We start from the raw sequence: 11959 nt of genomic DNA, 5'->3' as shown, positions 1-11959 counted from the left end.
CTGATCAGTGACCCATGCCCAATCCGCCGTCAACGGGGATGACGGCTCCAGTGATGTACGACGCGTCGTCGGAGGCGAGGAAGCGCACCGCGGCGGCGATCTCCTCGGGCTGCGCGTAGCGCGCGAGCGGCACCTGGGCGACGATGCCCTTGCGCTGCTCCTCGGTGAGCGCCTGGGTCATGTCGGTGTCGACAAAACCGGGCGCGACGACGTTGAAAGTGATGTTCCGCGAGCCGAGCTCGCGCGCCAGTGACCGGGCGAATCCGACCAGACCGGCCTTGGAGGCGGCGTAGTTGGCCTGTCCTGCCGAGCCGAGGAGGCCGACGACGGAGGAGATGAGGACGACGCGGCCCTTCTTGGCGCGCAGCATGCCGCGGTTGGCGCGCTTGACGACCCGGAAGGTGCCGGTGAGGTTGGTGTCGAGTACGGACGTGAAGTCCTCCTCGGACATCCGCATCAGCAACTGGTCCTTGGTGATACCGGCGTTGGCGACCAGCACCTCGACGGGACCGTGCTTCTCCTCGATCTCCTTGTAGGCCTGCTCCACCTGCTCGCTGTCGGTGATGTCGCACCGGACGGCCAGGACGCCCGCCTCGGTGAGGGCCTGGGGCGGCTCGCCCGAGCGGTACGTGATCGCGACCTTGTCGCCGTTGTCGGCGAAAGCGCGGGCGATGGCGAGGCCGATGCCCCGGTTTCCTCCGGTGACGAGAACCGAGCGGCTCAACGGATCACCCTTTCGATAGCGGTCTGGTACCTCGAAAACCTATCGGTAGCAGGTGCTCCACGGAGAATCGGCCCCTGACAGTGGCTTCCGCGAGGCACTGTGGGGTTCCTACAGTGCGACCCCCCGCGCCGCCGGGCCCGCCACGGAAAATCACGGGAAAACCAAGGGCCTCTGACGGGCTCGCGGCGCATGATTCACTGCGGAGACACATCGCACAGGTCGAGAAGGGGAAAGCCGACGTGCCCCATGAGGTAGATCAGTCATTCCTGGCCCTGCCGCTACGGGCCCTCGCCGACGCGGCGCTGGCCCGGGCCCGCGCGCTGGGCGCCGTCCACGCGGACTTCCGCTTCGAGCGGGTACGCAGTGCGTCCTGGCGGCTGCGGGACGCCCGGCCCGCCGGGACGTCGGACACCACCGATCTCGGGTACGCGGTCCGGGTGGTGCACGGCGGGGCGTGGGGGTTCGCGTCGGGGGTCGATCTGACCATGGACGCCGCGGCGAAGGTCGCGTCCCAGGCGGTCGCCATGGCGAAGCTGTCGGCGAAGGTGATCGCGGCGGCGGGCTCGGACGAGCGTGTGGAGCTGGCGGACGAGCCGGTGCACGGCGAGCGGACCTGGGTGTCGGCGTACGACGTCGACCCGTTCTCCGTACCGGACGAGGAGAAGGCGGGGCTGCTGGCCGAGTGGAGCAGCCGGCTGCTGGGCGCCGAGGGTGTCGCGCATGTGGACGCCTCGCTCATGACCGTCCACGAGAACAAGTTCTACGCGGACACCGCCGGCACCGTCACCACGCAGCAGCGGGTGCGGCTGCATCCGCAGTTCACCGCGGTCGCCGTGGACGGGACGACCGGTGAGTTCGACTCGATGCGGACCATCGCGCCGCCGGTCGGGCGGGGCTGGGAGTACCTCACGGGCACCGGCTGGGACTGGGACTCCGAGCTGGAGCGGATCCCGGGGCTGCTCGCCGAGAAGATGCGGGCGCCGAGCGTCGAGGCGGGGAGGTACGACCTGGTCGTGGACCCGTCGAATCTCTGGCTGACGATCCACGAGTCGATCGGGCATGCCACCGAGCTGGACCGGGCGCTGGGTTACGAGGCGGCGTACGCCGGAACCTCGTTCGCCACCTTCGACCAGCTGGGCAAGCTGGCGTACGGCTCCCCCGTGATGAACGTGACGGGCGACCGCACCGCCGAGCACGGGCTCGCGACCGTCGGGTACGACGACGAGGGTGTCGAGGGCCAGTCCTGGGACCTGATCAAGGACGGGACGCTGGTCGGCTACCAGCTGGACCGGCGGATCGCGAAGCTGACGGGTCTCGGGCGGTCCAACGGGTGCGCGTACGCGGACTCGCCGGGCCATGTCCCCGTCCAGCGGATGGCGAACGTGTCGCTGCAGCCGGATCCGGGCGGGCTGTCCACCGAGGATCTGATCGGCGGGGTGGAGCGCGGCATCTATGTGGTCGGCGACCGGTCCTGGTCGATCGACATGCAGCGCTACAACTTCCAGTTCACCGGACAGCGGTTCTTCCGCATCGAGAACGGCAGGCTGGCCGGTCAGCTGCGCGACGTCGCGTACCAGGCGACGACGACGGACTTCTGGGGCTCGATGGAGAAGGTCGGCGGCCCGCAGACATACGTCCTGGGCGGCGCCTTCAACTGCGGCAAGGCCCAGCCGGGTCAGGTCGCGGCCGTCTCGCACGGCTGTCCCTCCGCCCTCTTCCGAGGCGTGAACATCCTCAACACGACGCAGGAGGCGGGCCGATGAGCGCTCACCACGGAACCGGCTGGGGGTCCGGGGGTCGCCCCCCGGGGCAGCACAGTCTCAACACGACGCAGGAGGCGGGCCGATGAGCCGCGTCAGCAAGCCGTACGAGATCGTCGAGCGCGCGCTCGAACTGTCCACCGCCGACGGCTGTGTGGTCATCGCCGACGAAGAGTCCTCCGCCAACCTGCGCTGGGCGGGCAACGCGCTGACCACGAACGGGGTGACCCGGGGGCGGACCCTGACCGTCATCGCCACGGTCGACGGCGCCGAGGGCGCCGCGTCCGGTGTGGTGTCCCGTTCGGCCGTCACCGCCGACGAGCTGGAACCGCTGGTGCGGGCCGCCGAGGCCGCCGCGCGCGGGGCCGGGCCCGCCGAGGACGCGCAGCCGCTGGTCACCGGGGTATCCCCGTCGCCCGACTTCACGGACGCGCCGGCCGAGACGGGTTCGGATGTGTTCGCGGAGTTCGCCCCGGCGCTCGGTGACGCCTTCGCCCGCGCCCGGGCCGGCGGCCGCGAGCTGTACGGCTTCGCACACCACCAGCTGACCTCGACGTATCTGGGTACGTCGACGGGCCTGCGGCTGCGCCACGACCAGCCGAACGGAACGCTGGAGCTGAACGCCAAGTCCCCCGACCGGTCGCGTTCCGCCTGGGCGGGCCGCTCCACCCGGGACTTCAAGGATGTCGACCCGGCCGAGCTGGACGCGGAGCTGGCGCAGCGGCTGGGCTGGGCGGAGCGCCGTATCGAGCTGCCCGCCGGGCGGTACGAGACGCTGCTGCCGCCCACCGCCGTGGCCGATCTGCTGATCTACCAGCTGTGGTCGTCGACAGCCCGGGACGCCGCCGAGGGACGGACGGTCTTCTCCAAGCCGGGGGGTGGCACCCGGCTCGGCGAGACGCTGTCCGGGCTGCCGCTGACCCTGCGCAGCGACCCGAACGCGCCCGGGCTCGAGTCCGCGCCGTTCGTGATCGCCCACTCGTCCGGGGACGGCGCCTCCGTCTTCGACAACGGGCTGCCGCTGTCGAAGACCGACTGGATCCGGGCCGGCCGGCTGAACCGGCTGACCACCACCCGGCACACGGCCGGGCTGACCGGGATGCCGGTCGCCCCCGCGATCGACAACCTGGTGCTCGACGGCGGCGGTGAGCGGTCGCTGGACGAGATGGTGGCGGCGACGACCGGCCGGGCCCTGCTGCTGACCTGCCTCTGGTACATCCGGGAGGTCGATCCGGCGACGCTGCTGCTGACCGGACTGACCCGGGACGGGGTGTATCTGGTGGAGGACGGCGAGGTGGTCGGCGAGGTGAACAACTTCCGGTTCAACGAGTCGCCGGTCGATCTTCTGTCGCGGGCCACCGAGGCGGGCCGCACCGAGAAGACGCTGCCGCGCGAGTGGGGCGACTGGTTCACCCGGGCCGCGATGCCGGCGCTGCGGATCCCGGACTTCAATATGAGTTCGGTCAGCCTCGGGGTGTGATCCCAAGACCGACCGGCACATGGGGGGGGGTGGGAGAAGGAGCGGGGCTGGGTGCGTGCAGCTGCGAGGCGGACGAGGGAGTCAACGCGGAGCGTCGGTGACTGACGACAACGCGGCAGACGTGCGTACCCAGCCCCGCGACGCCGCCCCCCATGTGCCGGCCGGTCTAAACTGACCGTGCACATCCATGCACGTATGCGAAGGAGACCCAGGACAGTGACGGAGATCGTCGACGAGCTGAAGTGGCGCGGGCTGTTCGCCCAGTCCACTGACGAGGACGCATTGCGCAAGGCTCTCGCGGACGGTCCCGTCACGTTCTATTGCGGCTTCGACCCGACCGCGGCGAGCCTGCACGTGGGCCATCTGGTGCAGGTGCTCACCGTGCGCCGGCTGCAGCAGGCCGGGCACCGGCCGCTCGCCCTGGTGGGCGGGGCCACCGGTCAGATCGGTGACCCGCGGCCGACGGCCGAGCGGACGCTGAACGACCCGGAGACCGTCGCGAACTGGGTGACGCGGCTGCGCTCCCAGATCGAGCCGTTCCTCTCCTTCGAGGGCGCGAACGCCGCTGTCATGGTGAACAACCTGGACTGGACCGCGGGGATGTCCGCGATCGAGTTCCTGCGGGACATCGGCAAGCACTTCCGGGTCAACAAGATGCTCACCAAGGACTCGGTCGCCCGCCGGCTGGAGTCCCAGGAGGGCATCAGCTACACGGAGTTCAGCTACCAGCTGCTGCAGGGTATGGACTTCCTGGAGCTGTACCGGCGGTACGGCTGCACCCTCCAGCAGGGCGGCAGCGACCAGTGGGGCAACCTCACCGCGGGCATCGACCTGATCCACCGTCTGGAGCCGGCGGCCGAGGTGCACGCGCTGGCCACGCCGCTCATGGTGAAGGCGGACGGCACCAAGTTCGGCAAGTCCGAGAGCGGGGCCGTCTGGCTCGACCCGGAGATGACCACGCCGTACGCGTTCTACCAGTTCTGGCTGAACGTGGACGACCGGGACATCTCGACGTACATGCGCATCCTCAGCTTCAGGAGCCGCGCCGAGCTGGAGGAGCTGGAGAAGCTCACCGAGGAGCGTCCGCAGGCCCGGACGGCGCAGCGTGCGCTGGCGGAGGAGCTGACGACGCTGGTGCACGGCGCCGAGCAGTGCGCGTCGGTGATCGCGGCGTCGAAGGCGCTGTTCGGCCAGGGTGAGCTGGGTGACCTGGACGAGGCGACGCTGAGCGCGGCGCTCTCCGAGGTGCCGCACGCCGAGGTCACCGAGCTGGGCCCGCTGGTGGACCTCCTGGTGGAGGTCGGTCTGGCACCGAGCAAGTCGGGGGCCCGCCGTACGGTCAAGGAGGGCGGCGCCTACGTGAACAACGTCAAGGTCGTGGACGGCGAGGCCGCACCGGCCCGCGAGGAGCTGCTGCACGGGCGCTGGCTGGTGCTGCGCCGGGGCAAGAAGAACCTCGCGGCGATCGAGGTCACGGCCGGCTGACAGCGGGGCACGACACGACGGCGGCCGGGCACGCATCGCGCGTGCCCGGCCGCCGTCGTGTCGTGCGCCTCGCCGCCGATCCTGCGCTCAGGCCCTCTGTTTCTTCGTACCGCGCAGCGATGTCCAGGCCATGTCGCCGAGGCCGACGACGACCACGGCACCGATCAGCTGGAGCAGATGGCGCGTCCAGTCGATGCCCCGGGTGTCATTGACGCCGATCCACGTCGCGACAGCATTGCCGAGGACACTGCCGATGATGCCGAAAATGGTCGTCAGCCACAGTGGGATCTGCTGTTTTCCGGGCAGGATCGCCTTCGCGATCAGGCCCAGGACCAGACCCACGATGATTGCCCACAGCCAACTCATGTCGCCTCCTCGTGCGGCGCCGTGTCGCGCATGTGCGCAAGTCTCGACGCATCGGCGGTACGTCGCATGTCGGACAGGTCCATACGTGCCGCACCTGGGCCGGTGTGCGCGCATTCGGCATGCCCCGGTCTCGATCCCGTCGGATGCCGGGCGTACCGTGGGAACGGCTCGGTGAGCAGCCAGGGGAAGGGTGGCGGGATCGTGATGCGGAAGCGGAGTGGTGCGGAGGTCTTCCGGATCACGGGGGCCCGGCAGGGTCTCGCCGAGGACGTGCGCGGCCGGCAGCGGCGCTATGTGATCTCGATGTCCGTGCGGACGGTTTCGGTGGTCCTGGCGGCGGTGCTGTGGAACGTCGAGCGGCCTGTGGCCGTCGTGGCGCTCGCGCTGGGCGCCCTGCTTCCGTACGTGGCCGTCGTCATCGCCAACGCGGGCCGGGAGAGCCCCCCTTCACTGCCGTCGACGTTCGTTCCGGCGCCCGTCAGGCCGGCGCTCGAGGCCGCGCCGGTGGCCGGTCCGGCGGACTCCGACCGGGCCCGCAGCACCCCGGATCCGCAGGAGCACAGCTGAGCGCGCGGCACGCCGAATGCTCAAGAAAAGCTCAGATCAATCATGAAGTTCAGGTGCACCGCACCCCGGTCCCCGTGACATACTTCGTACGCGCTCCGCATCCCCCGTCGGAGCGACGGACCGACGCCGGGCAGCTCCCCCCGTGGCTGCTCGGCGTCGCTTTTTCTCCGGCGGGGATGCGTCACCGGGACGGCCGTACGGCTGACCTAGGGTTGGGTCCGTGAACTTCCCGAACTTCCCGAACTTCCCGGGCTCCCCCGGAAATGCCGCCGAGAGCGCTGCTTCCGCCGCACCGATCTGTTCCGCCAAGGGCTGCCGTGCGGCCGCCGTATGGGTGCTGGCCTGGAACAACCCGAAGCTGCACACCCCGGAGCGCCGCAAGACCTGGCTCGCCTGCGACGAGCACCGGGAACACCTCTCCTCGTTCCTCGGGGTGCGCGGTTTCCTGAAGGACGTCGTGACGCTGGCGGAGTGGGAGTCCTCGGCCGCCGGGGACTGACGGCCGTCCGCTCAGCCGCCGATCGCCGACATCGGGCGGTCGGGCTGCAGGAAGGACGGGTCGTCCAGACCGGATCCGGCCTTCTTCCCCCACATGGCGAGCCGCCAGAGCCGGGCGATCTCCTCGTCCGGGGCCTCGGAGCGCAGCGCGCCGCGCAGATCGGTCTCCTCACGCGCGAACAGGCAGGTCCGCACCTGGCCGTCGGCAGTGAGCCGGGTGCGGTCGCAGGCCCGGCAGAACGGACGGGTGACGGAGGCGATGACACCGACCCGGTGGGGTCCGCCATCGACGAGCCATCGCTCGGCGGGGGCGGAGCCGCGCTCGCCCTCTCCCTCGGCGGTGAGCGCGAAGCGGGTGCGCAGGGAGGCGAGTATGTCCCCTGCCGTGATCATGCCGTCACGCTTCCAGCCGTGCTGGGCGTCGAGCGGCATCTGCTCGATGAAGCGCAGCTCGTAGCCGTTCTCCACGGCCCAGGCGAGCAGGTCGGGGGCCTCGTCGTCGTTGAGCCCCGGCATCAGCACGGTGTTGACCTTGACCGGGGTGAGACCGGCGTCGCGGGCGGCCTCGAGGCCTGCCAGCACGTCGTGGTGGCGGTCGCGGCGGGTGAGGGTCTTGAAGACGTCGGGGCGCAGGGTGTCCAGCGAGACGTTGACCCGGTCGAGGCCGACGGCCTGGAGAGCGGCCGCCGTGCGCTTCAGCCCGATGCCGTTGGTGGTGAGCGACATCTTCGGGCGGGGGGTCAGGGCCGCGCACTGCTCGACGATGGAGACGAGGCCGGGGCGGAGCAGCGGTTCACCGCCGGTGAAGCGGACTTCCGTGACCCCGAGCCGGGTGACGGCGATACGGACGAGCCGGACGATCTCGTCGTCGCTGAGCAGGTCCGGTTTGGCCAGCCACTGCAGGCCTTCTTCGGGCATGCAGTAGGTGCACCGCAGGTTGCAGCGGTCGGTCAGCGAAACGCGCAGGTCGGTGGCGACCCGATCGTAGGTGTCGATGAGCACAGTGGGCCCCCTCCCCCGGTGACATGACCGGTTGCGGATCTGACTCGTTCGAGACTACGCGAGACGTGTGACACGCAGGTGGCCCGTTTGGCACGAGGAGCGGCGCGGCCGCGTCGTAGGACTCTACGACGCGGCCGCGGGAACCGCATGGTGCGTGACGTGGACTCTCCGGCGTTTCTTCCCCGTCAGTGGGCTCCGACGCCGGTGAGGGACTTGACCTCCAGCTCGGCGTACTTGCCCTTGTCCGGCTCCTCCTTCGAGAGCAGGGAGCCGAGCCAGCCGAGCAGGAAGCCCAGCGGGATGGAGATCAGGCCCGGGTTCTCCAGCGGGAACCAGGCGAAGTCGACGTCCGGGAACATCGACGAGGGCTTGGAGGAGACGACCGGGGAGAACAGCACCAGCAGGACGGACGAGGCCAGGCCCCCGTAGATCGACCAGAGGGCGCCCTGGGTGGTGAACCGCTTCCAGAACAGGCTGTACAGAATCGTCGGCAGGTTGGCCGACGCGGCGACAGCGAAGGCGAGGGCGACCAGTCCGGCCACGTTCAGGTCGCGGGCGAGGGCACCGAGTGCGATGGAGACGATGCCGATGGCGACGGTCGCCCACTTGGCCGCGCGCACCTCCTCCTTCTCCGTGGCCTTGCCCTTGCGGATGACGTTGGCGTAGATGTCGTGCGCGAACGACGACGAGGACGCCAGGGTCAGGCCGGCGACGACGGCGAGGATGGTGGCGAAGGCGACCGCGGAGATGACGGCGAGCAGGATGGCGCCGCCGGTGGAGCCGGAGCCGCCGCCGATCTCCAGGGCGGCCAGCGGGGCCGCCGTGTTCCCCGCCTTGTTCGAGGCGATGATGTCGGCCGGCTTGAGGATCGCGGCGGCGCCGAAGCCGAGCACGATCGTCATCAGGTAGAAGGCGCCGATGATGCCGATCGCCCAGTTCACCGACTTACGGGCGGCCTTGGCGGTCGGCACGGTGTAGAAGCGGATCAGGATGTGGGGGAGTCCGGCGGTGCCGAGGACCAGCGCGATGCCGAGCGAGATGAAGTCCAGCTTCGAGGTGCCGGTGGCACCGTACTTGAGGCCGGGCTCGAGGAACGCCTTGCCCTTGCCGCTGTTCTCCGCCGCGGTGCCGAGCAGGTCGGAGATGTTGAAGTGGAACTTCAGCAGGATCAGGAAGGTGATGAGCACGGTGCCCGCGATGAGCAGCACGGCCTTGACCATCTGCACCCAGGTGGTGCCCTTCATGCCGCCGATGGTGACGTACACGATCATCAGCAGGCCGACCAGTCCCACGATGGCGATCTTGCCGCCGTCGCTGGTGATGCCGAGCAGCAGCGAGACGAGGACACCGGCGCCCGCCATCTGCGCGAGCAGGTAGAAGATCGACACGACGATGGTGGAGGCGCCCGCGGCGGTACGGACGGGACGCTGGCGCATGCGGTAAGCGAGGACGTCGCCCATCGTGTAGCGGCCGGAGTTGCGCAGGGGTTCGGCGACCAGCAGCAGGGCGACGAGCCAGGCGACCAGGAAGCCGATGGAGTACAGGAAGCCGTCGTAGCCGAAGAGCGCGATGGCGCCCGCGATGCCGAGGAACGACGCGGCGGACATGTAGTCGCCGGAGACCGCGAGACCGTTCTGGAAGCCGGTGAACTGGCGGCCGCCCGCGTAGAAGTCGGCGGCATCCTTGGTCTGCCGGCCCGCCCACACGGTGATGAAGAGGGTCGCGACGACGAAGCACGCGAAGAGCGTGATGATCAGCGGCCGGTGCTCGCTCGCGCCTTCGGCGGCGAGCTGGACCGTGGGGTATGCGGCGTGGGCGGCGCTCATGCGTCGGCCTCCATACGGGACTTGATCGCGGCGGCCTTCGGGTCGAGCTTGCCGGCGGCGTGGCGCGAGTAGAACCAGGCGATGAGGAACGTGGTGAGGAACTGGGCGAGTCCGAAGACGAGCGCCACGTTGACGTTGCCGACCACCTTGGTCCCCATGAAGCCGGCCGCGTAGTTCGACAGCAGCACGTAGAGCAGGTACCAGAGGACGAAGGCGACGGTCAGGGGGAAGGCGAACGAGCGGTGCGCATGCCGCAGTTCGGCGAACTCCGCGCTCTCCTGGACCGCGACGAACTCCTCCGTCGTGGGCCGGGCAGGGACGGTGTCGGGGATGGCCTCGGGGGGCGGTGCATCGGCATCGGTAGCCACGGAATCTCCTCGCGACGCGGGTACGGTGCTGGGGACGTTGGATTTCACGGAAAACCTCGGTATCGGGGGGCCGGTGATGCGCCTCCCCTGACAACGGCACGGGGGGCACGGCGCATCGGTTCACCGCGGACCGCTACTTTCTGGCCCCGCCCGCCGATCTCAACTTCGAACGCAGTTCCGTCAATTCGTTGATGAGCCGGGATGATCGGCGATAGCTTCGCTCTTCATGTACGCGGCCGAACACACCCTGTGTCCGGCCGACTGACACGGATGATGTGGAGACCCCATGGCTCATCTGGGATCCAGACGGACGCGCGCACTGACACTGCCCGTCGGATTGGCCCTCACGGCCTCGCTCGGCTTCCTGCCGACAAGCACCGCATCCGCCGCACCGTCGGACGGACTGCCCACGGCGGCGGTCTCGACGGACGGCCCGACGCTCTCGTACGTCGTCAACACCCGCGGCGGCCACGGCACGGTCAAGCAGGTGAAGAAGGAGATAGCCCGGGCCGGTGGCACGGTGGTGATCGCCTACGAGCAGATCGGCGTCATCGTCGTCCACTCGCAGAACCCGGCCTTCGCCGCGTCGATCCGCCGGGTCAAGGGTGTGGAGTCGGCGGGCGCGACCCGGACCAACCCCATCGTTCCGCAGGCCACCAAGGACATCGGGGTCGAGCAGCCGCTCTCCGCCGAGCAGGCACGGACCGCGTCCGCGAACGCGACGGCCGGTCAGGACCCGTTGGAGCCCCTCCAGTGGGACCTGCCTGCCATCAAGGCGGACAAGGCGCACCAGGTGTCGCTGGGCAGCAGCAAGGTCACGGTCGCGGTCATCGACACGGGTGTCGACGACACGCACCCGGACCTGGCACCGAACTTCGACCGTCAGGCGTCGGCGAACTGCGTGACCGGCGCGCCGGACACGACGGACGGCTCCTGGCGCCCGAAGGCCGGCGAGAGCGACCACGGCACGCATGTCGCGGGCACCATCGCCGCCGCGAAGAACGGCATCGGCGTCACCGGCGTCGCGCCGGGCGTGAAGGTGGCGGGCATCAAGGTGGCGACCCCGAGCGGGTTCTTCTACACCGAGGCCGTCGTCTGCGGCTTCGTCTGGGCCGCCGAGCACGGCGTCGATGTCACGAACAACAGCTATTACACCGACCCCTGGCTGTACAACTGCAAGAACGACCCCGACCAGGGCGCCCTGGTCGAGGCGGTCACCCGCGCCACCCAGTACGCGGAGCGCAAGGGCACCGTCAACGTGGCCGCGGCCGGCAACAGCGGCGAGGACCTGGCCGCCGACGAGCTGGAGGACTCGACCAGCCCGAACGACACCACGCCGGTCCACCGGACGGTCGACCCGCGCAATTGCTTCGACATCCCGACGATGCTGCCGGGCGTGGTGACGGTCTCCGCGACCGGCGCCAAGGGCCTCAAGGCCTCCTACTCCAACTACGGCCACGGGGTCATCGATGTGGCTGCCCCCGGCGGCGACTCGACCGTCTACCAGACGCCCGCACCGCCGGCCACAAGCGGTCTGATCCTGTCGACGCTGCCGGGTGGCGGCTACGGCTACAAGGCCGGTACGTCCATGGCCTCCCCGCATGTCGCCGGTGTGGTGGCCCTGATCAAGTCGTCGCACCCGCACGCCTCGGCGGCCGTCGTGAAGGCGCTGCTGACGGTCGAGGCGGACGCCACCGCGTGCGGCGCGCCGTACGACATCAACGGTGACGGCACGATCGATGCCGTCTGCGAGGGTTCCAAGAACCGCAACGGCTTCTACGGCGCCGGTGTCGTGGACGCGCTGGACGCGGTCCGCTGGCAAAGGTCCTGCGGTGATCGTTCGCGGGTGATCGTTCGGAGGCAGGGGCCGGGGACCGAGTTTC

10 protein-coding genes and 1 pseudogene are annotated in these 11959 nt (G+C 69.8%); 6 read left to right on the top strand and 5 right to left on the bottom strand.

Features of this window, described 5'->3' with window-relative positions; translation table 11 throughout:
- Positions 1 to 4: 4 nt before the first annotated feature.
- Positions 5 to 724: a 3-oxoacyl-[acyl-carrier-protein] reductase gene (fabG, locus tag OG878_RS30285; protein WP_328889714.1), complete on the bottom strand. Its 720-nt coding sequence runs from the start codon at positions 722 to 724 to the stop codon at positions 5 to 7.
- Between the two features lie 239 nt (positions 725 to 963).
- On the opposite strand from fabG, the gene OG878_RS30280 reads away from it, so the two are divergent.
- The 3 genes from OG878_RS30280 to tyrS all read left to right on the top strand — a co-directional run bounded on the left by OG878_RS30280 (position 964) and on the right by tyrS (position 5449).
- Positions 964 to 2487 carry a TldD/PmbA family protein gene (locus OG878_RS30280; protein WP_328889713.1) on the top strand — a complete coding sequence of 508 codons (1524 nt, stop codon included), beginning with the start codon at positions 964 to 966 and terminating at the stop codon, positions 2485 to 2487.
- An 82-nt stretch (positions 2488 to 2569) separates the two neighbouring features.
- Complete coding sequence (locus OG878_RS30275) at positions 2570 to 3964, top strand: metallopeptidase TldD-related protein (protein ID WP_328889712.1); 1395 nt, start codon at positions 2570 to 2572, stop codon at positions 3962 to 3964.
- A gap of 216 nt (positions 3965 to 4180) precedes the next feature.
- On the top strand, positions 4181 to 5449 hold the full coding sequence (tyrS, locus tag OG878_RS30270; RefSeq protein WP_328889711.1) for a tyrosine--tRNA ligase: 1269 nt from the start codon (positions 4181 to 4183) through the stop codon (positions 5447 to 5449).
- A gap of 87 nt (positions 5450 to 5536) precedes the next feature.
- Here tyrS and OG878_RS30265 read toward each other — a convergent pair whose 3' ends face one another.
- Positions 5537 to 5815 (bottom strand): GlsB/YeaQ/YmgE family stress response membrane protein, encoded by a 279-nt coding sequence (locus tag OG878_RS30265; protein ID WP_328889710.1) that lies wholly within the window; start codon positions 5813 to 5815, stop codon positions 5537 to 5539.
- Positions 5816 to 6019: 204 nt separating this feature from the next.
- On the opposite strand from OG878_RS30265, the gene OG878_RS30260 reads away from it, so the two are divergent.
- Together OG878_RS30260 and OG878_RS30255 are read left to right on the top strand one after the other, a co-directional pair.
- Positions 6020 to 6382 carry a DUF3099 domain-containing protein gene (locus tag OG878_RS30260; protein ID WP_328891434.1) on the top strand — a complete coding sequence of 121 codons (363 nt, stop codon included), beginning with the start codon at positions 6020 to 6022 and terminating at the stop codon, positions 6380 to 6382.
- Positions 6383 to 6602: 220 nt separating this feature from the next.
- The gene (locus tag OG878_RS30255) at positions 6603 to 6881 is read left to right on the top strand and encodes a hypothetical protein (protein ID WP_443049178.1); all 279 of its coding nucleotides are present in this window, start codon (positions 6603 to 6605) and stop codon (positions 6879 to 6881) included.
- 11 nt (positions 6882 to 6892) lie between these two features.
- Here OG878_RS30255 and moaA read toward each other — a convergent pair whose 3' ends face one another.
- From moaA to OG878_RS30240, 3 genes are all read right to left on the bottom strand, one after another.
- Positions 6893 to 7882 carry a GTP 3',8-cyclase MoaA gene (gene moaA, locus OG878_RS30250; RefSeq protein ID WP_277325459.1) on the bottom strand — a complete coding sequence of 330 codons (990 nt, stop codon included), beginning with the start codon at positions 7880 to 7882 and terminating at the stop codon, positions 6893 to 6895.
- 185 nt (positions 7883 to 8067) lie between these two features.
- Positions 8068 to 9708, bottom strand: coding sequence for a solute symporter family protein (locus tag OG878_RS30245; RefSeq protein ID WP_328889709.1), 1641 nt, complete (start codon positions 9706 to 9708; stop codon positions 8068 to 8070).
- On the bottom strand, positions 9705 to 10076 hold the full coding sequence (locus tag OG878_RS30240; RefSeq protein WP_328889708.1) for a DUF485 domain-containing protein: 372 nt from the start codon (positions 10074 to 10076) through the stop codon (positions 9705 to 9707). The genes OG878_RS30245 and OG878_RS30240 overlap by 4 nt, the downstream gene beginning before the upstream one ends.
- Positions 10077 to 10362: 286 nt before the next feature.
- Between OG878_RS30240 and OG878_RS30235 the strand changes: the two are divergent.
- Positions 10363 to 11895: pseudogene (locus tag OG878_RS30235) on the top strand (S8 family peptidase); the annotation flags it as partial.
- Positions 11896 to 11959: the final 64 nt, after the last annotated feature.

Source organism: Streptomyces sp. NBC_00316 (assembly GCF_036158715.1).
In the GTDB taxonomy this organism is placed as follows: Bacteria; Actinomycetota; Actinomycetes; order Streptomycetales; family Streptomycetaceae; genus Streptomyces.
The sequence above is the reverse complement of the archived record's forward strand: the minus strand, read 5'-3'. Positions and strand labels throughout refer to the sequence as shown.

Coding starts and splice junctions, on each gene's coding strand:
- OG878_RS30260 (WP_328891434.1), top strand. CDS start 6,020: ATGCGGAAGCGGAGTGGTGCGGAGGTCTTCCGGATCACGGGGGCCCGG.
- OG878_RS30245 (WP_328889709.1), bottom strand. CDS start 9,708: ATGAGCGCCGCCCACGCCGCATACCCCACGGTCCAGCTCGCCGCCGAA.
- OG878_RS30265 (WP_328889710.1), bottom strand. CDS start 5,815: ATGAGTTGGCTGTGGGCAATCATCGTGGGTCTGGTCCTGGGCCTGATC.
- OG878_RS30275 (WP_328889712.1), top strand. CDS start 2,570: ATGAGCCGCGTCAGCAAGCCGTACGAGATCGTCGAGCGCGCGCTCGAA.